Annotated in this window: 15 protein-coding genes; 7 read left to right on the forward strand and 8 right to left on the reverse strand. The window is 55.9% G+C overall.

What is annotated here, in order from left to right; all coding sequences use genetic code 11:
• Positions 1-6: 6 nt before the first annotated feature.
• From secA to E7745_RS01530, 3 genes are all read left to right on the forward strand, one after another.
• Positions 7-3,417 carry a preprotein translocase subunit SecA gene (gene secA / locus E7745_RS01515; RefSeq protein ID WP_136408166.1) on the forward strand — a complete coding sequence of 1,137 codons (3,411 nt, stop codon included), beginning with the start codon at positions 7-9 and terminating at the stop codon, positions 3,415-3,417.
• A 113-nt stretch (positions 3,418-3,530) separates the two neighbouring features.
• Positions 3,531-3,818, forward strand: a complete 288-nt coding sequence (locus E7745_RS01520; RefSeq protein WP_136408167.1) for a hypothetical protein — start codon at positions 3,531-3,533, stop codon at positions 3,816-3,818.
• Positions 3,819-4,188: 370 nt separating this feature from the next.
• On the forward strand, positions 4,189-4,746 hold the full coding sequence (locus tag E7745_RS01530; protein WP_107032952.1) for a four helix bundle suffix domain-containing protein: 558 nt from the start codon (positions 4,189-4,191) through the stop codon (positions 4,744-4,746).
• 84 nt (positions 4,747-4,830) lie between these two features.
• Here the strand turns inward: E7745_RS01530 and E7745_RS01535 are convergent, their stop codons facing one another.
• From E7745_RS01535 to E7745_RS01555, 5 genes are all read right to left on the reverse strand, one after another.
• On the reverse strand, positions 4,831-7,587 hold the full coding sequence (locus E7745_RS01535) for a DUF5689 domain-containing protein (RefSeq protein ID WP_136408168.1): 2,757 nt from the start codon (positions 7,585-7,587) through the stop codon (positions 4,831-4,833).
• Between the two features lie 24 nt (positions 7,588-7,611).
• Positions 7,612-9,513 (reverse strand): DUF5689 domain-containing protein, encoded by a 1,902-nt coding sequence (locus E7745_RS01540; protein ID WP_123397959.1) that lies wholly within the window; start codon positions 9,511-9,513, stop codon positions 7,612-7,614.
• Between the two features lie 42 nt (positions 9,514-9,555).
• Complete coding sequence (locus tag E7745_RS01545; protein ID WP_123397958.1) at positions 9,556-12,309, reverse strand: carboxypeptidase-like regulatory domain-containing protein; 2,754 nt, start codon at positions 12,307-12,309, stop codon at positions 9,556-9,558.
• A gap of 67 nt (positions 12,310-12,376) precedes the next feature.
• A complete protein-coding gene (locus tag E7745_RS01550) occupies positions 12,377-13,039 on the reverse strand; it encodes an AAA family ATPase (protein WP_107032956.1) in 663 nt (220 codons plus the stop codon).
• Positions 13,040-13,090: 51 nt separating this feature from the next.
• On the reverse strand, positions 13,091-14,134 hold the full coding sequence (locus E7745_RS01555) for an endonuclease (protein WP_107032957.1): 1,044 nt from the start codon (positions 14,132-14,134) through the stop codon (positions 13,091-13,093).
• Positions 14,135-14,533: 399 nt separating this feature from the next.
• Here E7745_RS01555 and E7745_RS01560 point away from each other — a divergent pair, with 399 nt between their 5' ends.
• Positions 14,534-16,810, forward strand: a complete 2,277-nt coding sequence (locus tag E7745_RS01560) for an NADP-dependent malic enzyme (RefSeq protein WP_123397957.1) — start codon at positions 14,534-14,536, stop codon at positions 16,808-16,810.
• A gap of 189 nt (positions 16,811-16,999) precedes the next feature.
• Here E7745_RS01560 and E7745_RS01565 read toward each other — a convergent pair whose 3' ends face one another.
• A complete protein-coding gene (locus E7745_RS01565) occupies positions 17,000-17,221 on the reverse strand; it encodes a hypothetical protein (RefSeq protein ID WP_133166551.1) in 222 nt (73 codons plus the stop codon).
• 269 nt (positions 17,222-17,490) lie between these two features.
• Between E7745_RS01565 and E7745_RS01570 the strand changes: the two genes are divergently transcribed.
• The 3 genes from E7745_RS01570 to meaB all read left to right on the forward strand — a co-directional run bounded on the left by E7745_RS01570 (position 17,491) and on the right by meaB (position 20,123).
• Entirely contained in the window at positions 17,491-17,883 is a 393-nt protein-coding gene (locus tag E7745_RS01570) for a DUF1573 domain-containing protein (protein ID WP_240740349.1), read from the forward strand.
• Positions 17,880-18,962, forward strand: coding sequence for a DUF1573 domain-containing protein (locus E7745_RS01575; RefSeq protein WP_136408170.1), 1,083 nt, complete (start codon positions 17,880-17,882; stop codon positions 18,960-18,962). The genes E7745_RS01570 and E7745_RS01575 overlap by 4 nt, the downstream gene beginning before the upstream one ends.
• 69 nt (positions 18,963-19,031) lie before the next feature.
• The gene (gene meaB / locus E7745_RS01580) at positions 19,032-20,123 is read left to right on the forward strand and encodes a methylmalonyl Co-A mutase-associated GTPase MeaB (protein ID WP_107032962.1); all 1,092 of its coding nucleotides are present in this window, start codon (positions 19,032-19,034) and stop codon (positions 20,121-20,123) included.
• A 50-nt stretch (positions 20,124-20,173) separates the two neighbouring features.
• Here the strand turns inward: meaB and E7745_RS01585 are convergent, their stop codons facing one another.
• A complete protein-coding gene (locus tag E7745_RS01585) occupies positions 20,174-22,321 on the reverse strand; it encodes a cation:proton antiporter (RefSeq protein ID WP_136408171.1) in 2,148 nt (715 codons plus the stop codon).
• A 187-nt stretch (positions 22,322-22,508) separates the two neighbouring features.
• The gene (locus E7745_RS01590; RefSeq protein WP_123397952.1) at positions 22,509-25,052 is read right to left on the reverse strand and encodes a glycoside hydrolase N-terminal domain-containing protein; all 2,544 of its coding nucleotides are present in this window, start codon (positions 25,050-25,052) and stop codon (positions 22,509-22,511) included.
• Positions 25,053-25,114: the final 62 nt, after the last annotated feature.

Consider the following 25,114-nt stretch of genomic DNA (forward strand, 5'->3'; position numbering starts at 1 on the left):
ATCAATATGTCTTTACAATCATTTCTCACCAAGATTTTTGGCAACAAATCGACCCGCGACCTCAAGGAGATCGAGCCAATTGTAAAAAAAATCGAGGCTCTTGAGCCTGAGGTGAAACAACTTACCATAGACCAGCTGCGCGAGCGCATCCAGAACGTGCGCGACGACATCCGCCAGGCCATAACCGCCGAGCAGGAGGAAAACGCCCGCCTCAAGGTTGAAGTGGAAGAACTTCCCTTTGACGAACGCCAGCCGGTCTGGGACAAGATCGACCGCAACGAGAAGACCATGCTCGACACGATCGAGGACAAGCTCAACCAGCATCTGCCCGAAGTCTTCGCAGTGGTCCGCGAGACAGCCGCCCGCTTTGCGGCCAACGAGACCATCGTGGTCAAGGCCACCGAGCTTGACCGCGAACTGGCCGCCCAGGGCAAGGACTTCGTAAGCATCGACGGCGACAACGCCATCTGGAAAAACCACTGGCTCGCCGGCGGCAACGAAATCATCTGGGACATGATCCACTACCGCGTGCAGCTCATAGGCGGTATAGTGCTCCATCAGGGCAAGATAGCCGAGATGGCTACCGGTGAAGGCAAGACCCTCGTGGCTACCCTCCCGGTGTTCCTGCGCTCGCTCTCAGGCCGCGGAGTCCACGTGGTGACCGTCAACGACTACCTCTCCAAGCGTGACTCGGAGTGGATGGGACCGCTCTACATGTTCCACGGATCGACTGTGGACTGCATAGACAAGCACCAGCCCAACACCGCCGCGCGCCGCGCCGCCTACAACTGTGACATCACTTTCGGAACCAACAACGAGTTCGGTTTCGACTATCTGCGCGACAACATGGCCATGTCGCCCGCCGACATGGTGCAGCGCAAACACTACTATGCGATCGTCGACGAGGTCGACTCAGTGCTCATCGACGACGCCCGCACACCGCTCATCATCTCCGGTCCGGTTCCCAAGGGCGACGACCAGCTCTTCGACCAGTACCGCCCCAACGTAGAGAAGGTGGTCGAGGCCCAGCGCCGTCTGGTCACCAAAATCCTTGCCGAAGCCAAGACCAAGATCGCTTCAGACGACAAGGAGACCCGCAAGGAAGGCGCCCTGCTTCTCTACCGTGCGTTCAAGGGTCTTCCCAAGAACGGCGCCCTCATCAAGTTCCTCTCTCAGGAAGGCATGAAGAACCTCATGCTTGAGACCGAGGCCTACTATCTGCAGGACAACAAGCGCGAGATGCCTAAGGTAACCGACCCGCTCTACTTCGTCATCGACGAGAAAAACCGCAGCGTGGAACTGACAGACAAGGGTATCGACGAGCTGACCGGCAAGACTGACGACCCGCAGTTCTTCGTGCTCCCCGACATAGCATCGCAGCTTTCGGAGACCGAGCATATCGAGAACGCCGCCGAGCGCCAGCAGCGCAAAGACGAGCTGATGCAGGACTATGCCGTGAAGGCCGAGCGCGTCCACACCGTCACCCAGCTTCTGAAGGCCTACACGCTCTTCGAGAAGGATGTGGAATACGTGATTGACGAAGGCAAGATCAAGATCGTCGACGAGCAGACAGGCCGTATCATGGAAGGCCGCCGCTACAGCGACGGTCTGCACCAGGCCATCGAGGCCAAGGAGCATGTGAAGGTCGAAGCCGCCACCCAGACATTCGCCACCATCACCCTGCAGAACTACTTCCGCATGTATCACAAGCTTGCGGGCATGACCGGTACGGCCGAGACCGAAGCCGGCGAGTTCTGGGACATCTATAAGCTCGATGTTGTCACTATCCCGACCAACAAGCCGATAGCGCGCATCGACATGAACGACCGAGTCTACAAGACCAAGAAGGAGAAATATGCCGCCGTTATCGAGGAGATCCAGGATCTCGTGTCGAAAGGCCGTCCGGTGCTGGTGGGTACCACTTCGGTTGAAATCTCCGAGCTTCTGAGCCGAATGCTTACCATGCGCCACATCCCCCACAATGTGCTCAACGCCAAGCTCCACCAGAAGGAGGCCGAGATCGTGGCCCATGCCGGCAAGAAAGGCATGGTGACCATAGCCACCAACATGGCGGGCCGCGGTACCGACATCAAGCTCACCCCTGAGGTGAAGGCTGCGGGCGGTCTGGCCATCATCGGCACCGAGCGCCACGAATCGCGCCGCGTCGACCGCCAGCTGCGCGGCCGTTCAGGCCGTCAGGGCGACCCCGGATCATCGGTGTTCTACGTTTCGTTCGAAGACCAGCTGATGCGTCTCTTCGCCACTGACCGTGTGATGAAGATGCTTGACACTCTGGGGCTGGAAGAGGGCGAGCGCATTGAGAGCGGCATGGTGACCAACGCTATCGGCAACGCCCAGAAGCGAGTGGAGGAAAACAACTTCGGTATCCGCAAACGCCTGCTTGAGTATGACGACGTGATGAACAAGCAGCGTACCTATATTTATAACCGCCGCCACCATGCCCTGCTTGGCGAACGCATCGGCATCGACATCGCCAACATGATGTGGGATATCATCGAGAACCTCGTCAACAACTACAGCCCGGCTGAATATGAAGAGCTGAGCATGGAGCTGCTGCGGGTGCTCACCATCGAGGCTCCTTTCACCGAGGAGGAATACCGCAACATGTCGAAGGAAGATGCTATCGAGAAGATCCACACCGCTGCCCAGGAGGCTTTTGACCGCAAGGGCCAGAGAATTCTCGACGTGGCTCAGCCGGTGATCACCGACTGCGTTGAAAACCGTGGTTTCAAGGGCCGCATCGCGGTTCCGATGACTGACGGCAAGCGATTCTTCAATCTGGTGGTAGATATCGACGAGGCTTACCGTACGGGCTGCAAGTCGATCGTCAAGGAATGGCACAAGGCTGTGCTGCTTGTGAGCATCGACGAGCTCTGGAAAGAGCATCTCCGCGAGCTCGACCAGCTGCGCCAGAGTGTGCAGAATGCGTCATACGAGCAGAAGGATCCGCTGGTGATCTATAAGGTAGAGTCGTTCCATCTCTTCGAGGCTATGCTCAACAATCTTAACGTTAAGGCTATGGCTACTCTGATGCGCGGCCAGATCTATGTGCAGCAGCCGGCACCCCGGCAGGAGGCTCCGGCGGAGAATGCCGAGGGTGAGGCAGCAGCGGCCGAGGACGAGGGCGCAGAGGCTCCCCGTCAGCAGACTGAGGCCCCCAGGCCGCAGCCTAAGGTTGAGCGCGCTATGCCTGAACGTGCGAACGATTACTCGAAATACCGCGCAAGCCGCGAGAATCTGCCCGGCGAGGCCGCTCAGCGTGCGGCAGCCCAGGGTGCCGGTCAGCAGCGTGTGGCGCCTCAGCCGGTGAAGGCCGGTCCGCGCATCAACCGCAATGATCCCTGTCCCTGCGGTTCGGGCAAGAAGTATAAGAACTGTCACGGCAAGGGTCTCTGACCCCGGTGCCGGCGGCTGCCATGCGGCGGCCCAGACTTAGAATAAACAAGTATTGCAGGGGCGCTTCTGAACTGATGCGCCCCTGCCTTATAAAATAAACCGCTAAACTATCCATGATGAAAAAACTTTTGTTTTCAGTGCTTATAGCCGCCAGTGTGGTTTCGGTCTCATGCACGAAGCGCGTGGAGGGTATTCTGCGCGAGGAGCCTGCCGAGATTTCAAAGAAGGAGGCTGTGAAGATCAGATCTTACTATGAGGAGCAGCTCGCTACGGCTGAGGCTCTGCTTAACGATGGTAAGACGGCTGAGCTTGAGGCTTACCTGAAGGGCCCGGATTGGGCTCTTGCCGAGCGCTGCCACAGCAAACTCACCCAACTCCCCCGGAACTGGCTACAGAGATGAATATAGCCGGTCTGGAGATAAATTTCGTGGCCTTTGTCAATAAGGTTATCGAGAAGGGTATTCCTCTGAGGGAAGTGGAGGAGGAGTGAGAGACTTGGGAGGCTTTTTTGAGAGCTTTGGGAGGCCTTTTTGAGAGCTCTGGGAGTTCTGGGAGAACTGGGAGTTCTGAGAATCTTTTTTGAAAGCTCTGAGAGCTCCCAAAGCACCCAAAGCTCCCAAAGCTCCCAGCTCTCCCAGAGCTCCCAAAGCTCCCAACTCTCCCAAAAACTCCCAAAACTCCCAGCTCTCCCAGAACTCCCAAAAACTCCCAAAAGCTCCCAAAGCTCCCAAAAATAAAACTTCAAACCTATCCTAAAAAAACTCAATTATCATGCAATCTTCCTTTCTTCCTCAACGTGGTCATTACAAAAGCCTGATCGTCTATCAGAAGGCTGAGTGTATCTATGATGTCACTTATATGTTTGCCCACCGTTTTCTGTCAAGAGGTGACAGGACTGTCGATCAGATGATTCAGGCGGCGCGATCGGGCAAACAGAATATCGCTGAGGGCTGTGCGGCTTCGTCTACTTCACGCGAGACTGAAATCAAGCTTTATAATGTCGCCAAGGCGAGCCTCCAGGAGCTGTTGGCGGACTATGAGGACTTTCTGCGTGTCAGAAGCCTCTGCCAGTGGGAACTGTCTGACCCTCGAAGCATACGCACCAGAAAGGGATGCTCTGAGCACTGCGATTCCGCTTTCTATCGCAATTCACTGCAAAATTCAAGCGAGGAGACTATCGCAAATATAGCCATAACTCTGATTCATCAGGTGGATATTCTTCTCCACCGTCTCATCGAACGGGCCAAAAAGAATTTCCTTGAAGAAGGCGGTATCAGAGAACAAATGACCCGCCACAGACTGGAATATCGCAAAAACAATCCAAAATAAGAATTCAATACCGCTATAAATGACAAGAGGGAAAGCTCAGTTTTAAGCTTTCCCTCTTGTTTTCTATAATACTAATTCTATTTCTTAATCTACAAATTTTATAAACTTAGTATTCTTAAGACCTGATACGCTGCAATAGTTCAGGATGTCACCTTGCAACAACACGCATTTACCCAAATTTGTCGGATTTGCATCCAATGCCAATGTCGCTCTTACAGCTGCCGGCAACTGTACGGGAATACAAAGGTTATAATCTTTGCAATCAGCCGTCGGAGCTAAAACAAGGTTTGTATTCACAGCGCCTTCTGCTGTAAATTGGGTATTTGAAAGCACTGTTTTGTTTGACGGCATAAAACCGACTATATAACCTTTTACATAGACACTTTTGCAACCTTCAGCAGGGGTGGTCTTATCAGTTGCGTTAAGGGCAATCACTTTGGCTACTGAATAGGGATCTGCTTCTGTTCCACTTCCATCAGCGGGGCCGGGGGTGGGGGTTGGATCTACGGGGCCGGGATTTTCACCGCCGCCGGCGTTGAGCTTGACGTTGGTCACACACCAGGTGGCGTACTGGGTGTCAGTTGTGGCATAGTAGCGGAAGCCGATGTAGACGATGCCGCTGAATGAGCTGAGGTCAAGCTCGCCTGAGTTGAGCCATGAAGAGTAGCCGCTGTCAGGTGCTGTAGGGAGCGCGGGGTTGAGCTTGGTCTTGGTGGCTGTGGCAGGATCGGCCGAGGTCATTACGTAGACTTCAAAGACGGTGGTTGTTGAGCCGTAGCCGTTGACCTGGGTGTCAAAGGAGAGTTTCTTGTCAGTGACTTTCGAGAGGTCTACAGCGGGGCTGATGAGCCATGAGTCGTAAGGCGGGGTGGTGCCTTTGTAACCGGTGCATGCCGCATAGGGAAGGTCGTTGAAGACGGTGGCATACCAGGCTTTGTCGCCGGCGGCTTTGACGAGGGTCCAGTCAGCGGGGATCTGCTTGTTGGGGAAGGTTTCATCAAGCGAGGTCACGGCGTTGCCGGGGGTGGGGTCTACGGGGGTGTCACCTCCGGAGATGGTTCCGTCGGTGAGGTTCCAGATAGCGATTCGGTCTTTGTTGACTGCTTGGCCTGAGGGGCATTCGTTGATGATTTCGAGGACGTAGGAGCCGGTGATATTGAAGTCGTGGCTGTAGACGCATTTCTCGAATTTAGTGATGCCTGACTTTTCAAGGATGTCGGAGGCTACTATGGTGCCGTTCTGCTTGATGTTGATGGTCAGTTTGGCTTTGCCGTTGTCATTGAACACCTGGGTGTAGTAGAACGAGAGGGTCTTGAGACCTCCTGAGAGTGTGGGTGAGGTGAGTATGCCGGGCTTGGAGGTGTTGCCGTTGAGGCCTACGGCGAATACAGAGGCGTCGCCGAAGACTTTGAACACGGGGCTTGCGTCTGAGTCACCTCCGCGGAGGAGCTGCGAGTTGGTTGCGGTCCAGCCGGTGGCCGAGGTGAGGTTGACGTAGTAGCCGGTGGCTTCGCCGTTGTTCATGGTGTTGAAGTCGGGGTCGAGGTTGCCGCCGGTGTCGGGGATGTCGAGTCCGTCGATGCGGAAGTTGGCGGCTGCGCCGTTGTTGCCGGTGAGGGCTGCCATGTCAAGAAGGGTTCCGAGGTTGCCTTTGAGCCAGATCTGCGCCTTGTAGTTGCCGGGGTTGTCGGCGAGGTTGCCGTACTGGCGGAGGGGCGAGTCCTGGGGAAGAGATACGACCATGCACTTGGTCCAGTCTTTGCATTCGGGGTCTGAGGCTATGACGAGGGTGTTGTCAAGGTCTACTTCGGCACCGAACTGGATGTCGGTATTGGAGGTCACAGACTGTACGCCTGGAGCTACGGCACCAACGATGTAGCCTGTGAGCCAGATGTTGTTGTCTGAGCCTCCGCCGTTGATTACCGATACGGCTTCATCTACGGTGTAGGGGTTGTCTTCGGCTCCGGGGCCCTGGGTGGGGTTGCCGACGTTCATGCAGCCCTTGCGGTCGATGAGGGTGAGCTGCCAGCCGCCATTTGAGTGATAGCCGAGGATGCCGACGATGTCGAAGTGGCCTTCGGGTAGGACGTCGGAGTAGAAGTTGGAGTAGCCGCTTGTGCGTACCACCATCGAGCTTCCGTCAGAGAGGGTGAGTGTGCGGTTGACAGTTTCCTTGCTTGTGGCGAAGGTTTCCTTGCCGCCGTCGGCGAAGTAGCAGTCGTTGAAACGCACGAGCTGGCTCTGCCATTTCACGAGGGTGGCGGCGCCGCCTCCTGAGATTTCAGAGAGCGAGCGGATGGTGATGGTGTCGAGATCGGCGGGAGCGGGCAGGCCCTGCATCTGGACATGCTGTTCGAAGAATTCGTAGGGCATGAAGGTGGTCTGTGCGCCGTATGACTCGGAGTCTTCGGGGAAGCCGAGCTGCTGGAGACCTGCGTATTTGCCGACTGTCATGCCGGTTACGTCGATGACGAGTTCCTGTCCGCGACGATATTTGTTGTTCATCGAGTTGGCGTTGATGCTCATTGCGAGCGCGCCGGTTGCGTCCTGGATGATGAGCGACTTGTAGATGTTGCCTGAAGCGTCAGATGAGATCACGCGGCCTTTGACGAGCACACGCTTGCCGTCAGCCGCGGCACCTACGGTGGCGTAGTAGTTTTCAGCATCCTGCCAGTATTCGGTCTTGAAGTCGTTGATCGACATGAGCTGATAGTTCTCGCTGTCGGCAAGCCAGGCCGAGGAGGGAGAGGACATTGCGGGATCGTCGAAATCGTCCTGGCAAGCGGTGAAGCCCAGGGTCGCGGCGAAGAGGAGTCCTATGTATTTATTGAATATTCTCATAATTTTCAGAGTATCTTTGGATTATTACTCGGTAATCTTAAGGTTTTTGACTCTCCAGGTGTCAGCTCCTTCAGCAGAAGAGCCGTATTTGAATCCAACCTGGATCTTCTTGCCGGCATAGGCCGAGAGGTCGATCTCACCGGCTGAGACGAAGTCCCAGCTTCCGGCTGCGGGCCATGCGGGAACTGTCAGTTCAGTCCAGTCCGAGGCACCTTCCTCGCGGACAACCACCGAGCAGAGAGTGCGGAGTGTGGTCTGGAATTTGGCGGTCTGATCGAAGGTCATTTTGGCCGAAGTGACGGCTGTAAGGTCGATGACGGGTGAGCAGGCGTAGGCAGTGGCGGGATAGGCCACGCCGCCTACAAAGGCGCTTGCGTTGAGATAGTAGAGACCGTTGTAGCTTTTCCAGGCCCAGATTTCGTTGACGTTTTCGGCCGAGTTGTCTTCAAAGGTCCAGTCGATCGAAGTGGCGTTTTCAGAGAGGCCGCTGTAGATTGCATCGCCTGCCACCGGGGGATTGACGGGGGTGTCAGGGGTGACGGGATGGTTTGCGGTGGTCTCGATGAGCACGTTTCTGATCTGCCATGTTCCGGCCTTGGAGGCTGTGGAGGTGTAGTGGAAGCCGATTTCGACTTTCTTGCCGATGAAGGCCGCAAGGTCAATGTCGCCTGAGTTTGCGAAGTTCCATGACATTGAGGCCGGATAGGCGGGAACCGAGAGGACGGTCCATGCGGTTGTTCCGGCTTCACGGATGCAGACGGAGGTCTCGGTCTTGGCAGTTTCGATGCTGGCGAAGAAGTTGAGGGCCTGGTCGAAGCTCAGGAAGGCTGCTGACTGGGCCGAGAGGTCGATTTCGGGCGACACGAGCCATGAGTCAGAAGCGTAGTTGGCTTTGTTGATGTAGGCTGTGGCGATAGCGTATTTGTGGGAGTCGTATTTCCAGATTTCAGACACACCTTCAGGGAGGAGGTCATTGACGGCTTTGAATTTGCCGAGGCCTGTAGCGAAGGTTTCAGAGAAGATTGCATCGCCTGAAGGGCCTGAGGGGGCATCCACGAATTCAAATCCGTCGATACAGCCTGACTGTGGGTCCATGACGGTGAGCTGCCAGGTGCCGTTGTAGTAGCCGAGGATAGCCACAACAGATCCGGTGCCTTTGGGTAGGATCTGTGAGGCGAATTTTGACTTGTCGCTTGTGCGGACAGTGATTGAATTGCCTTCAGCGTCCTTGAGAGTGCGGTTGGTTGATCCGGTCTGGCCGGGGTTGTTACACCAAGCCTCCTGGCCGCCGCCGTCAAAGCTTACGTTTTCGATCTTGACGAGCTGACACTGCCACTGGATGAGTTTTTCCTTGTCGTTTTTCCAGGCTTCGAGGTCGGAGATCTTGACGGTGTATGGCTCGGCGTCTGTCGCAGCGGGTAGACCCTGGCGCTGTGCGCGGCGGATGAATTCTTCCTTGTCCATGCCGCCAAGGCTTGTCGATCCGGTGTTGGGGTTGGTGTACCAGACGCCGATCTGCATCTGGGTTCCGTAGCCGCCCACGAGGAGGCCGGTGACGTTGATGCGCACTTCCTGGCCCATGTGGTAGCTCTCATTGAGATCGTAGCCGTAGATGCGGAAGTCCATCGCGCCGCTTTCGTCGCGGACGTAGATGCGCTGGTAGACGTTGCCGCTCTGGTCTGATGATATGACACGTCCGGCGAGGATGATGCTGTCACCGTCGGCGTTGACGGGGATGGTCTCCGGAGTGTTGTTCTGAGCCGCATTCCAGAAAAGTTCCTTGAATTCGGCGATCGAAGTGTTGGCCTCGTAGGTGGCCACGGGTACAATCACCGGCGGACGGTCGAGGTCGTCGTCGCAGCTGACGAGAGCGCCAGATGTGGCGGCGACGGCGAGCACGGCGAATATTGATTTATATAGCTTCATATATATTTATGATCTTTTTGGGGATTGATGTTGTGACAGAAATCAGAAGCGGATGCCTACGTTGAGATAGACCTTGATGCCCTGGGCGTAGAAATACTTGTTGGGGTATTTGGTCGAGTCGTAGTTGGTGTAGTCGAAGCGGCCCTGCTGGTAGGCGTAGGTCTGGATGTTTTTGTTGTTGAGGATGTTTTCAACGTTGAGGTTGAAGTTCATCGAGATCTTGCGGTTGATGTAGACGAGCTTGCCGACAGATGCGTTAAGGACGAAGGCGTCTTTGAGCTTGTCCTGCTCGGCGAGCTGGCCCATCTTGGCTTCGAGTTCCTCAAGAGTGGGATATTTCTCCCAGAGGTCGGGAAGAGCCTCGTGGCGGATCGGCGAGAGGTTTACGTAGGCGTCGCCCATCCATGAAGCGTTCACGTTGAAGAACCATGATTTGGGGGCAGCCCAGTCGATGCCGATGTTGGCTGCGGTCTGTGGAGTTCCGCCGATGTAGAAGTTCTTGAGATAAACGGTCTGGTTGATGTCGTCCATCATGCCGTTTTCATATGAGCGTGTGCCTTCGGGGCGGTTCTTGTACTGATAACGTGCGAAGGTTGCGGCTGCCGAGAGGGTGAGCGAGGGAGTGATCTTGTAGGCTGCGCCGATCTCGATGCCTTTGTAGCGGGTGTGTACGCCCTTGAGCACGTAGTTCATGAATGTTGAGTACTGGTCGTCATAGAAAGATGAGCGTTCGGTCTGGTCGAACATTTCGGTCCAAAATCCGGTGATTGCACCGCGGAAACGGCGGTAGTTCCAGGAGTATGATATGTCGCCTGAAAGGATGCGTTCGTTCTGGAGGCCGTCAATGGCGGTGTCTTTGATACGGGGCGAGATGTAGGCATATTCGAAGAGGGGTGCTACGGTCTCATATCCGGCGTGGGCCGAGATGAAGTTGCGTCCGTCGATCTTGTAGGTCGCGCCTGCTTTGAGAGCGCCTGTGTCGAAGCGGTGGGTAGCGCCCTTGCCGTAGGAGTTTTCGGGAGCGCGGCCGTTCTGCATCTGGCCGTCACGGAAGAACTGGGTGTAGCCGATCTTGAGGCCGTAGTTGATGTCCCACTGGGGAAGGGTGATGATGTTCTGGAGCCAGAAGTCACCGTGGAGGGCGTTGATGTAGTAGTCATAACCGAAGGTGTCGCCCTTGCCTACACGGCGGCTGGGGTTGCGGAGGTCGTTCTGGAGCATCTGCGGGTCGCTGGGGAAGTCGCGTTCGCTGTACTGGTCGATGTCGAGCCAGTATTCACCTCCGAGGAGGTCGCGGATGGTCTTGTAGTAGTGGGCGCGGGTGTAGTTGAAGCTTACGCCGGCCTGGAGGGTCATGTGGTCGTTGAGACGGTGGTTGAGCAGAGAGTTAAACATGAAGTTCAGCTGATTGCTGTGGCGGTTCTCAAGGATGTAGCTCGATGAGTGGTTGTCGGGGTTTCCACCGCGTCCGAACTGGTTGTTGAGGTAGTTGGCCTGGTAGAGCTTGTCCCAGTTGATCTGACGGAAGCTGTCATCGTGACGCCAGAGGTCGGTGTAGAGGTTGAAGGCTTCCTGGTTGTCGGCGAAGTAGCTGGGGAGGTAGCGGTAGTAGTCGGGACGGGGGTCGGCGGCGTTGTACCAGTTGAGAGCCGAGGTAGAGTAGTTGACGGCGCGGAATGCGGCACCGGTGTTCAGTGTGGTTCCGTTTTTGGGTTTCCAGATCCAGTTGAGCACGGCAGTGGGGTCGAATGTCTCAACAATCTTTGAAGAGCGCTTCTCGCCGTTCTGCCAGCCCCAGTTGGGGTTGTAGAGGTTGTTGCCGGTGAGCTGGTAGGCTTCTTCGTAGGTTGCGGAGTTGGTGGCGCGCTGGGTGGGGGCTCCCCAAACTGTGAGGTTCAATGAGTGCTTGTCATTGAACACTTTTTCAAGCGAGGCGAAGAGGCCGAAGGAGTTGTAGAAAGTTCCGTCGATCACGCCTTCATTGGCATAGCGTCCGATTGCTGAGACTGTGAATGCCCAGCCGTTCTTGTTGAGACCGGTCGAGTACATAGCCATAGCGCGGAGCATGTAGTTTGAGTTTGTGTAGGCAAGCGATCCGTTGAAGCCGGGAGCGTAGTGCGAGGCGCGGGTGTTGATGTCAGTTGCGCCGCCGATGTTGCCGAAGCCGAATGCGGCTGCTCCGAGGCCGAGAGCCGCAGTGCGGTCACGGAAAGCGCGGTTCATGCCGCCGAGGGTGGAGTAGTTAAAACGTCCGCGGGCCATGTCATTGAAGTTCACACCGTTGATGTAGGTTTCGGAGTATTTGGAGTCGTAGCCGCGAATGCGGAAGCGCATGGGCTGGAAGTCGTAGCTTGCGGAGTTGTAGTAGACGTCGTCGCTGGCGCCGGTGAGGGCTGCTATCGACTGTGCCGATCCTTCTTCGTCTTCAAGGAGGTTCTGGTCGAAGAGCATGTCATTCTGATCTTCATAGAAGACGTTGTTGAGGTTCGAGTCGAGCATCTTGATGATGCCGAGGTTGTCGATGACTCCGTTGACGATGTTGACGTTCATCGTGACGTCCTGATAGCCGTAGGCCACGATGACAAGCATGTCATCTCCGGCTTTGGCGGTGGAAATTCGGAACTCGCCCGAAGGGTCGGTCGTTGCCTGGAGTCCCTGGTTGTCGAGCATCACAGTTGCGCCCGAAACGGGAACGCCGGTGTTGGAGTCGACAACGGTACCGGCTACGCCTGTGGTCTGTGCAAGCGACGGTATTACGGCCGTCAGCAGCAGTAGCAGAAACAGTTTCAGTCTCATAAATTATTGATAATATGATTTTTGATGTTTTGATGTCGTTTTTTTTTCAATCCGGTTATGTCCGGTGTCAGTCGATGAATCCGCGCAGGCGGAGGTAGGCTTTGACGAGTTCTACGTTGTCTTTCATCTGCAGGCGTGAGGAGTCGAGCGTGAGGTCGTAGCTTTTGGCATCGCCCCAGGTCTTGTCAGTGAAGAAGTTGTAGTAGTCGGCGCGCCATTTGTTGGTCTTGCGGGCCATTGCTTCGGCTTTGTCGGCGGCGAGGGCATCGTTTCGGCCCATTATGCGGCGCACACAGTCGGCCATCGGAGCGTGGACAAAGATGTTGACGCAGCGGGGATGGTCGCGCAGGATGTAGTCGGAGCTTCGGCCTACCACCACAAACGATTTTTCCTGGGCAACGGACCGCAGGAAGTCGCTGATGCTTTTGTAGAGTCCGTCATCGGAGATTGATGATGCTCCGGTGTAGTAACACATCGGTGTCACGCCCATCGAGAAGCTGAAAAGACCCTGAAGGAAGGTTGGGAAGCGCTCGTCTTTCTTTTGGAAGAATTCGGGGTTTACTCCGGCGAGTTTGGCCGATTCGACAAGCAGTTCCTTGTCGTAGTAGGCTATGCCGAGAGCGTCGGCGAGGGCTTTGCCCAGTTCACGGCCTCCGCTGCCGAACTGTCGTCCGACGGTGATGACAAACGGAGGGCGGTGAGAGATGCGTGGGCTGGAATCGTTGTCCATCCTGTACAATATATTAAGGTGGTTAAACAAGAATCCCTGTTGGACGGGCGCTTACCGGCGTGTTACCTGCAGAAAGATTTCAGTCGGGAAGTGATCGGAGTATCCGTTGAGCCATGCGCCGGCTGCAAATGTGCGTTTGGGGTAACCCTGACGCTGGCCTTCGGTGTCAAAGAGGAAGTCGAAGTTGTTGACTTTGCAGGTTCTGTAGCAGAGGCGCGCGCCGTTTTTGTTGAGGAGTGTTCCGGAGACGATTATCTGGTCAAAGAGGTTCCACTGGCCTTTGTAGGCGAGGGTGCCGATGCCGCGGTCGAGGATTTTCCACCAGGGATTGTAGAACTGGTGAGGTCCGACGTTTTTCTCGTCGCGCTGCGCGCCGAGGCTTACGGCACATGATTTGTCCTGGGGGTCGTCATTGAGGTCGCCCATGATTATCACACCCTGGTTGGGACGGATGGCCCAGAGGGAGTCGGCGATCTGCTTTGACAAAGATGCCGCTGCTTCGCGCAGGTAGCTCGAACGCTCCTGTCCGCCAAGGCGCGAGGGCCAGTGGTTGACGATGACGCTGACGGTGTCTCCGCCAAGGATACCTGTAACACACATCTGGTCGCGTGTGCGGAAGCTTTCGTAGCCCGGAATCACAAGGCGGTGGTTTGTGACATCGAGGACTTTGAATAGGCGGGGGTTGTAGAGGAGGCCTACGTCGACGCCGCGGCGGTCAGGCGAGTCGTGGTGCACGACCTGCAGACGCCACTGGCGGATGTCTTTGGCGCGCACGAGGTCGTCGAGACAGCTTTTGTTTTCAATTTCAGAGACACCGATGATTGCCGGGCCCATCGGAGTGTTTTTGGTCACCATCTTGGAGATGCAGTAGGCCAGATTGTTGATTTTGCTCCAGTATTTGGAACCGTTCCACTGACGGGCACCGTTGGGAGAGAATTCAAGGTCATACTGGCCGTTGTTGTTGATGGTGTCAAACAGATTCTCAAGGTTGTAAAAAGCCACCCCGTAGACGAGGGGCTGCTTCGGGTCAGACTGGGCCGACGCACCAAACGCCATCAGCACAGCCAACAGCGGGAGTAGGAAAATCCTCTTCATAAGATTGATCAACAGTATTTTACGAGAAGTTTTTAAAAGACAATAATACAAGCCGGACACAACAGATATGCGCCACGGCTCTTTATCACGGTGTAAAAATAGTAATTATTTCACATCTATCCCAATATTAGCGGCTAAAAAATTATCACTGCAGACTGAAAATTGCTGAACGGTCTGTGCTGACAATCAGAAGATAAGCCTCGGCGAGAGGCTCCGTTAAACTTTATTGATTAAATTATTGTTAAACGTCAGCTTTATTATTGTCGGCAGAATGACTCTCTTAACAGATTTTTGTTAACTTTGCGAGTGATTTGGCAACGATTTGTCAGAAAACTATTATTCTATAAGATTGTTTTAGAATATACTGATCATCAACATACACACACCATACCAATTAACATGGCAAAAGTCACAAAAGAAATGGCGCTGGACTATCACCGTTATCCGCGCCCCGGAAAAATCGAAGTAATCCCCACCAAACCCTATGCCACCCAGGCCGACCTGGCCCTGGCCTACTCTCCCGGCGTGGCCTATCCCTGCCTTGAGATCAAAGACAATCCTGACGATGTTTACAAATATACCGACAAGGGCAATCTTGTGGCCGTGATCTCCAACGGCACGGCAGTGCTCGGTCTGGGCAATATCGGCGCTCTGGCCGGCAAGCCCGTGATGGAAGGCAAGGGTCTGCTTTTCAAAATATTCGCGGGTCTCGACTGCTTTGACATTGAAGTCGACGAGACCGACCCCGACAAGTTTATAGATATCGTCAAGGCTCTCGGCCCGACTTTCGGCGGCATCAACCTCGAAGACATCAAGGCGCCTGAGTGTTTCAAAATCGAAGAGCGCCTGAAGGCCGAAATGAACATCCCCGTGATGCACGACGACCAGCACGGCACGGCCATCATCTCGGCCGCCGCTCTGCTCAACGCCATCGAGATCCAGGGCAAGAAGATAGAAGAGATTCGTCTGGTGGTCAACGGCGCAGGCGCGGCAGCCGTGTCATGCACCAAGCTCTACTGCGCTCTTGGCGTGAAGATGGAAAACGTGGTGATGTGTGACAGCAAGGGTGTCATCAGCCACAAGCGCACAGACCTTAACCCGCAGAAGGCACAGTTTGCCACCTCGCGCGAGATCACGACCCTGGCCGAGGCTATGGTTGACGCCGATGTGTTCCTCGGCCTCTCGGTCAAGGATGTGGTGACCCCTGAAATGGTCAAGAGCATGGCACCGAAGCCTATCGTGTTCGCTCTGGCCAATCCCGATCCGGAGATCGCCTACGAGACAGCAATGGCCGCCCGCCCCGACATCATCATGGGCACAGGCCGTTCGGACTACCCCAACCAGATCAACAATGTGCTGGGCTTCCCCTACATCTTCCGCGGCGCTCTTGACTGCGGCGCGTCGGAGATCAACGAGACGATGAAGATCTATGCCGTAAGGGCCATTGCAGAACTCGCCAAGAAACCCGTACCACCGGTGGTGAGCGCTGCCTACAACCGCTCAGACATCCACTTCGGCCGCGACTACATCATCCCCACCCCCTTTGACCCGCGCCTGCTCACATCAGTGGCTCCCGCTGTGGCCAGAGGCGCAATGGACAGCGGAGTGTCACGCCGCCCGATCACCGACTGGGACGAATATGACGAAAAACTCCGTCTTCTCAAAGGCAACGACCGCAAGTTTACCCGCCGCCTGAACGAGGCAGCGCGCACCAACCCGAAGCGAGTGGCCTTCGGCGAGGCCAATACCGACAATATGCTCCGCGCCGCCGCCATCGCTGCTGCCGACGGTCTGTGCATCCCCATCCTGCTCGGCAACGAGGAGATGATCGAGAAACGCGCCCAGCGCCTCGGCCTCAACATAGAGGGAATCGAGATCGTCAACCTGCGCCACGACCGCGAGGCTCCGCGCCGCGAACGCTATGCGGCCATGCTGACCACCAAGCGCCAGCGCCAGGGCGAGAATTTCGAAAGCGCTCTCGACAAGATGTTTGACCGCAACTATTTCGGCATGATGATGGTGGAGACCGGCGATGCCGATGCCTTCATTGCCGGAACCCGCTCGGCCAACAATCCTACCGCGGACATAGCCCGCGAGGTGATAGGTCTGCGCGACGGGTTCAAGCACTTCGCAGCCATGCATGTGCTCGAAACCTCGAAGGGCACATACTTCCTGGCCGACACCATGATCAACGGCACCGCCGACGAGGAGACTCTGACCGACATCACCCGTCTGGCCCACGATGCGGTGAAGTTCTTCGCCCACGAGCCTGTCATGGCCCTCGTCTCATACTCGAACTTCGGCACCAATTCTGAAACCGAGCCGAAGACGGTGCACAACGTTGTCAGCAAACTCCATGAGGAGAATCCGGATATGATCGTAGACGGCGAAATGCAGGTCAACTATGCCCTGAACCGCGCCGTGCGCGACAAGGCTTATCCCTTCACCCGCCTCTACGGCAAGGATGTCAACACACTGGTGTTCCCCAACCTCAGCGCGGCCAATGCGGCTTACCGCATCATGCTTGAAATGGGTGTCGGCGAGTCGATCGGCCCGATCCAGATGGGTCTGAAGAAGCCTGTCCACTTCATGAACGTTGACGCGGAGGTGCGTGACATCATCAATGTCATCGCCATCGCAGGCCTCGACGCCGCCACTCTCGAAAACATGAAGTAAGAAACAGCCGGGAGGGTGTTGCCATAAAACACCCTCTAAAAAACCTAAACCCGGAAGAGCGTTTGTTACGGATGCTCTTCCGGGTTTCTTTATAAAACTAATTTATCTTGGCCGATAGCTGACAGCATGAGTGATACGGACGAGGCTGCGATGCGTGGCCGGCCCAGGGCTCATGGCTCCAAGAGGCGATCAATCATCGTCATCATCGTGATGATGATGGTGCTTCTTGTGCTTCTTATGTTTCTTATGCTTTTTATGATGGTGATGGTCGCCTCCGTCAGGGAAGTCATATTTATATTCATGCTCCATGCCCCAATGGGTTCTTACTGTGCCGCAAGAACTTGTCAGGCCGGACCCGACAAAGGCCAACAGGAGTCCGATAATATAAGCGAAAAATCTCTTGCGTCTCATAATCAGCAGGTAAACGTGAGTTAATCTATATAAGGTTGTTTTTAAACCACCTCTTAAGTATGATCAGGCGTTGAACACCTTCAGGATTTCTAACGTTAGTTATGATAAAAATGTTTATCACCGTTTAATTTTTTCTCATGTATTTTGCGTAATTTTGTGGCTAATGCCCGGTTAAACCATTTCGGCCGGGAGGTGTCATATCCAGAAATGACCGACTGTCGTTTCATCTGTAATTCAAGATATCAAAAACCACTGACCAAGTATAGATTATGAAAAAAATATTCCTCGTACTGTTGCTGGCAGTCACTGCCATCATAAGCGCAAGCGCCAAAGACAAAGCCGAAATGACATTTGTCAAAACCGCCCACGATTTCGGCACCATCAAGGCCGACGGGGGTGCTGTCACCGCCGTCTATGAGTTCACCAACACCGGATCGGCTCCGCTGACCATCATCAATGTGAGCAACGGCGGCTGCGGCTGCACCAAGCCCTCTTTCCCCAAAAAGCCAATAGCTCCGGGCAAAAAAGGCGAGATAAAGATTACTTTCCAGCCCAAGGGACGCGCCGGAGAGTTCAACCGCACGGTCAAGGTGAAGTCAAACGCCACGAAATCACGCATCAACCTTACGTTTAACGGTGTAATCATTCCTGAAACCAAATGATCAGACTGCGCACTATCGCCGCCATGCTCTTAGGCTCGGCGGCTTTCATGGCCCATGCCGACGGCCGGGGTATCTGGCTTGAACAGAAGCACGATTTCGGGGCTTTTGACGAGGATCTGGGCACTGTCTACTGTGACTTCCGCCTGGTCAACGCCTCTGACGAGCCTATAGCCATAATCAGCGCGCGTGCCAACTGCGGATGCACCAAACCGGAGTATTCGCGCGATCCGATAGCTCCGGGCGACACGGCCGTGATCCGCGTGGGCTTCGACCCCAAGGGGCGGCCGGGACGCTTCGTGAAATACGTCAACGTCGATCTCGATTCAGACCCCAAGCGCACGTCACTGACCATCCAGGGCACTGTGATCGGCGCGTCAAACACTCTGAAATCGCGCTTCCCGCTGACGCTCGGCCCGATGAAACTGCGCGGCGACATGATAAGCTACGGAAATATCTACAGCGGCCATACCGGCGGGCAGTATCTCGAATGCTACAATGCGTCGGCCGATACGATCCGCCCGCAGGTGATCAGCAAGCCGTCATATATAAATGTGATCATGCAGCCGGCCGAAGTTCCGCCGGGCGACAGATTCGTGATCTCGACCGTGTTTCACGGTGACCGGGTCAAGACCTGGGGCATAGTGACCGACTCGATGACGATAGCTCCCGATGCCGGATCGGCCGAGCGGATGAAGATCGAGACCGTGGCCATCATAGGCGAGGATTTCTCGAAGCTCACAGCCAAGGAGCGCGCCAACGCTCCGGTGATAGACACTGACGAGACTGCCATTGACCTGCGGCGCATCATCCGCGGCGACGCTCCGCTGAAGCGCACGTTTACCATCGTCAACAAAGGTAAGTCGAATCTGCTGATCCGCCGCATCCACTGTCCGGAAAAGGCTGTGGATGTCAGACTCAAATCCGACAAGATCAAACCGGGTAAGAGCGAGAAGGTGGAGGTGACGGTCAATCCGGCCCTCATCGGCGACACCGAACTGCTCAACGCCCGCATCAATATCATAGCCAATGATCCGGACCATCCCTCGACTATGGTCCGCGTAGTTGCCGAAGTAAAATAAGAGGTTGTCAGAAAACAGTCTCCAAGCATTCACTCATAGACCCACACACAGTCAAGCATCACATCAGTCATGGAACATATTGAAAACGACGATCAGTTCGGCGGCCTCACCGTCAACAAGGGCGTGAGCCAGCCTCCGGTAGTCAACCCCTATCTCAAACGCCGCAAGCGCAAGGCGCTGCCGAGCGCGGGCGAACTCGTGGAAGGAATACTCAAGGGCGACATCACCACCCTCGCCCGCGCCGTGACCCTCGTGGAAAGCCTTTCGCCCGACCATCAGGCCATAGCCCAGGAGGTGATAGAGAAATGTCTGCCCCACTCCGGGAAGTCGCGCCGCATAGGCATCACGGGAGTGCCCGGAGCCGGCAAAAGTACCTCTATAGACGTTTTCGGGCTCCACGTACTCAAGGGGGGCGGCAAACTTGCCGTGCTTGCCATCGATCCGTCAAGCGAACGCACCAAAGGGAGTATTCTCGGCGACAAGACCCGCATGGAGAAACTTTCGGTGCACCCTGACGCCTTTATCCGCCCCAGCCCTTCGGCAGGATCGCTCGGCGGCGTGGCCCGCAAGACGCGCGAGACCATAGTGCTCTGCGAAGCCGCCGGCTTCAACAATATCTTTGTGGAGACCGTAGGTGTGGGCCAGAGCGAGACAGCCGTGCACTCGATGGTCGACTTCTTCCTTCTGATCCAGCTCGCCGGCACCGGCGATGAGCTCCAGGGCATCAAGCGCGGCATCATGGAGATGGCTGACGGTATAGTGATCAATAAGGCCGACGGCGACAACATTCAGCGCGCACAGCTCGCGCAGGCACAGTTCCGCAGTGCTCTCCACCTCTTTCCGCCTACGGAATCAGGCTGGAGCCCGGAGGTGCTGACCTATTCGGGTTATTTCGAACTGGGAATTCCTGAGGTGTGGGACATGATAGACCGCTATTTCGCCTTTGTGGACGCAAACGGCTATTTCGAGCGCAAGCGCAGTCAGCAGGCCCGCTACTGGATGTATGAGACGATCGATGAGCAGCTCCGCGCCCATTTCTACAATAATCCTGAAATCGAGCAGATGCTTGCCGCCAAGGAGATCCGTGTGCTGAACAATCAGCAAAGCTCGTTTACAGCCGCCCGCGATATTCTCGACCGCTATTTCAACCGCTCGCTCTGAATGGGTCTGTTCTGAGCCGGACTGTTCAAAATCCGGGATGAAAGGCTCTCTCAGCGATGGCTGAGAACCCTGCGCAGACGGCGGACAAGCGCCATAGTATAACGATAGAGCGGGTTCGGGGCCGACACGATATCGGTGGCCATAGTCTCGGCCATAGTCATCGGAGCTTCGGTGCCGAACTGGCCCGGATAGAGCACTATGAGATTTGTATTGGCAAAGTATTTCTGCAGATATTCCGGCACGGTGTCCATGTCACTGTCAAACGATACCGATGAGCGGCGCGCACTCACCACTATGAGCAGATCATCGTCATTGACTTCCGCTGATTTCAACACGAAATCGTCATAACTTCTAACCTCGGCAAACGACATCCGTATGCCGAGGTTGCTTTGTCTTACGACCGTGCGGATCAGCGGCACAGTCGACTCCTCGCACCAGAATTCAATGCGACAGCCTATCTGGCGGCAGAGGTTGCCTACGGCCTGCACCCAGCGGCGGAATCCGGTTTCGAACTGGGCTTTCTTCGGCACGGCCACAAGGATGCGGGTGACAGTGTTGAGCGGGATGAAGCAGCGCGGCATGACCACCATGCGATTGGTGGAGCGCAGAAGCTGCTCCACTTTCTCGCCAAGGAAAGAGTCGATGATGCTTGTGCGACGGTGGAGGCCTACGATCAGTTCGGTTATGTCACGCTCCTCCATTGTGTTGAGCACTCCGGTTATGAAGTTGAGATCGAAGCGCTCTATGGGAGTTAGCGTGGTCTCGACGGCTGCAGCGGCTCTTTCGGCCACGTCAAGAGAATTGCGGCCTATGGCACGGGCCGACGCAGAATTGTCGTTGCGCACATGCAGCGCATAAAGATCGCCCGCCACAGAGCTGTCAGGGAAGCGCATCGAGAGGGCGAGGTCTACAATTCCGGGGGCTGTCAGCGGATTCGAGATGGCTATCAGGGTGCGCGGATGGGCGGCGGAATCGTCTTTAGAGTTTTCTTCCTCTTCCTGCTCAAGCATCTGGACCTTGATGCGCGAGGCTGCCCGCTCGGTTCCAAATGATGAGACTGTGCAGGTGACAAGGATCATGACCACCGTGCCGTTCAGCACCTGGATATCAAACAGATGCAGTTCATAGCCGATCATGACCACTGCGAGGGCCACGGCGGTGTGGGCGTTGGAGAGCTGATACATCATGGAGCGGTCAACCGGTGTCAGCCCGTAGACTTTCTGAGTGACAAGGGCGGCGAGCCATTTCGAGGCCATAGCCACGGCGCTCATCACGGCGGCGGTGTAGAGGGTACCCCAGCCGTCAAGCACGACACGCAGGTCGATCAGCATACCGACTCCTATAAGAAAGTAAGGGATGAAAAGAGCGTTGCCCACAAACTCAAGGCGCCCCATCAGAGTGGACCGCGCCGGGATGAAGCGGTTGAGCACCAGCCCGGCGAAGAAGGCGCCGAACACCCCCTCAATGCCTATGAACGAGGCGAGGGCGGCGGCTCCGAACACAGCCACCATCACGTAGATGAACTGGCTGATGCCGTCGCTGTAGTGCTTGAAGAAGTAGCGCGTTATGCGTGGGTAGAGATATGTGATGCCTACGCAGTAGAGGGCGAGATAGAAGAGCACCGGAACCAAGGAGCCCAAGGAGCCGTCGCGGTAGACACCGAGAACACCTGCAAGCACTATCAGCGATCCGAGCACGGTCATGATGGTGCCGGCTATGGCTATGATTACGGCCGGCGATTTGGTGACTCCGAATCGGTTTACAATAGGATAGGCTATGAGGGTGTGGGCTGCGAACATCGAGGCAAGCAGCACGGCCTCAAGCAGGTGCATGCCGAGCGCGGCCATCGCGGTGAGCGTTCCTAAAAGCAGTGGTATTATAAAGGTGAAGGCTCCGAAAGCCATGCCTTTGCGCAGGTTCTTGCGCAGGTGGTACATGTCAATTTCGATTCCGGCCAGAAACATGAGGTAGAGTATGCCTACCTGGCCGAAGACTTCGAAGCTCATGTCGCGGGCAAGCAGATTGAGCCCGTAGGGGCCTACGGCGACTCCGGCGATGATCAGTCCGATTACCTGCGGAATCTTCAGCCTGCTGAGCACGAGAGGTGTCAGCAATATAATGGCCATCACCGTCAGAAATATGGGTACGGGGGCGGTGATCAGAGGCGCAGTGGAGGGTATGGCAAATGACAGTAACATCGCAGTGCAAAATTACTCAAAAGTGCCCGAATTCCGCAAGTGCTGAAATGAAATTTTCACTGAAAAGACTGATTGAATGAACAAAGAGCTGCTAAAAAAGCGGGTCCCCCGCTCTGAGTGCATTGCGCACCCTGAGCGGGGGACGGTATGGTCAGTGAGCCGGATCTGAGGCGCGGGCTTGCGGAATTCAGCGGATGGCTTCGATCACATAAGTGGCTCCCGGCTCAGTGGGGAGATCATAGAGAGAGGTGGCGGGAAGTTCGAGCGCCGGGATCTTGGAGCTGTCTTTTATAACGGGTTTCGGGATGGAGTAGACGCTGTTGAGCGCGTTGGTGTTGGCTCCTTCAGCCGCTTTCAGAGGCTGGCCGCCGGCAAGACGGAGAGCCGAGGCGGAACGCAGGCGGAGATTGCCGCCGAGAGTCGAGCGGACGGTTGCCGACACGAGTTTTCCGTCGGCCCACTTCATGTCAGTGATCTCGAAACCGCCACGGGTGCGGAGACCTTTGACAGAACCCTTGGGCCAGGCATCGGGCAGAGCGGGGAGCAGGTGGACGGCTCCGTCGTGGCTCTGGACAAGCATTTCGGCTATGCCGGCGGTGCAGCCGAAGTTGCCGTCGATCTGGAACGGCGGGTGGGCGTCAAACATGTTGGCATACGTGCCGCCATCCTGATCCTTGATGGTGACGTTGGGATCTTTGAGGCGGAGCTGGTTGCGGATGAGCTTCATGGCGTGGTTGCCGTCGAGCAGTCGGGCCCAGAGGCAGACTTTCCAACCCATAGCCCAGCCACGGCTGGCGTCACCACGTCCGATGAGCGATTTTTTGGCTGCCTGGAAGAGTTCGGGGTTGGTGTATGGCGAGATCTGGTTGCCGGGATAAAGCCCCCAGAGGTGCGAGACGTGTCGATGGCTGCTGCGCTCCTTGTCCCAGTCTTCAAGCCATTCCTGGAGCTGGCCGTATTGACCTACGTGCATGGGAGGCAACTGAGCCTTGAGCGAGTCGAGGCCGGCGGCAAATTCGCTGTCCACTCCGAGCACTCCGGCAGCAAGAGCGGTGTTGTTGAGCAGGTCGTAGACCATCTGATTGTCCATAGTCACGCCGCTGAACACTGCAAGGCTCCGTTTCTTGCCTCCGGCATCCTCATAGGAACCGAGTCCGGGGTGGTTTTCAGGAGAATTTGAGGGGGAGACCACCTTGTAGCCGCTCTTCGGGTCGGTGACAAGGAAATCCTGATAGAATTCGCAGGCACCTTTGAGCACGGGATAGACCGATGCAAGCCAGGCCTTGTCGCCGGTGTAGAGATAGCGTTCCCACAGGTGAGAGGCGAACCAGGCGTTGCAGGTTGGCCAGATGCTGCACGAGGCATTGTCGACCGATCCGGTAGAGCGCCAGAGGTCGGTGTTGTGGTGGAGAGTCCAGCCGCGGCATCCATACATTTTTTCAGCCGATTCGCGTCCGGTGACGCTGACATCTTTCACAAGCTGAAGGAAGGGATCGTGACACTCGCTGAGGTTGGTGACCTCGGCAGGCCAGTAGTTCATCTCGACGTTGATGTTGGTGGTGTATTTGCTGTCCCATGCGGGATACTGTCCGGCATCGGGGTTCCAGATACCTTGCAGATTGGCAGGCTGTGTGCCGGGCTGTGAGGAGCAGATGAGCAGGTAGCGGCCAAACTGGAAGTACATGGCGGCAAGACCGGGGTCGTCAGACGAGGCGAATTCGGCTATACGGGTGTCGGTCGGCTTGGCCTCCTGCACGGGGTTGTGGCCGAGATCGAGGCTGACGCGGTTGAACATCGAGGCATAACGCGCGCTGTGGTCTGCCTTGGCGCGGGCATAGTCGCGGTCAAAGGCCGAGAGTGCGGCCATAGCCTTGGCATCGCTGTCGCCTGAAATGTCTTTATAGTTTTCAAAGTTGGTGGCGGAGGCCACGATGATCAGTGCGCTGTCGGCATTTTTGACCGTCAGCGTGCCTTTTGAGCGGTCGGCGCTCTGCTTTCCGCCATCGGCTATGATCTGTATATAGGTGGTGGCATGCAGGAGGTTGGGGATATTCTCCATTTCCGGCTGTCCGGGGAAGGAGCTTACCCGCAGCAGATTGTCGCTGCCTTTGACTACTTCGGCCGAGGTTTTGACGCGCTTTTCCTTTTCAGGGCCTTTGAATGAAGTAGTGAAGCTGATCTTGCCGCCTTTTGAGGCTGTCAGACGCATGACAAGCACGTTGTCGGCAAGTGAGGTGAAGATTTCGCGGTTGTAGCCCACACCGTCGGCGGTGTAGCTCACGCGGGCCACTGCGTCGGTCAGGTCGAGGGTTCGCGAATAGTCTGTCGGGGTTGCTTTCGGAGTCTTGAAGTCGAGCACGATGTTGCCGAGCGATTCATAGGCCATGCCGTGGGCGGTCACATTGATGTCAGCGGTGATGTTTGACATGGCCAGACGCTGAGCCTGCTCGTAGTCTCCGCGGTTGATGCAGTCACGTATTTCCTGCAGGTGGGCTTTGGCGTTGGGATTGATGTTGTTGTAGGGACTTCCGGCCCAGAATGTGTCTTCGTTGATCTGGATGGTGTCACTTGTCACACCTCCGTAGACCATCGCTCCGAGGCGACCGTTGCCGAGCGGAAGGGCCTCAAGCCAGTAATCGGCCGGGCGGTCATAACGCAGAGTCAGATAGTTCTGAGCCATAAGAGGGATAGCCGTCACGGCCATCATCATGTACATAAAAAGTTTTTTCATTCGGTATAGTTACTTTAGGTATAATTGTTTTATACAGGTTTCATGGGTTCAATCAGAAGGAT

Source organism: Duncaniella sp. C9 (genome assembly GCF_004803935.1).
GTDB lineage: Bacteria > Bacteroidota > Bacteroidia > Bacteroidales > Muribaculaceae > Duncaniella > Duncaniella muris.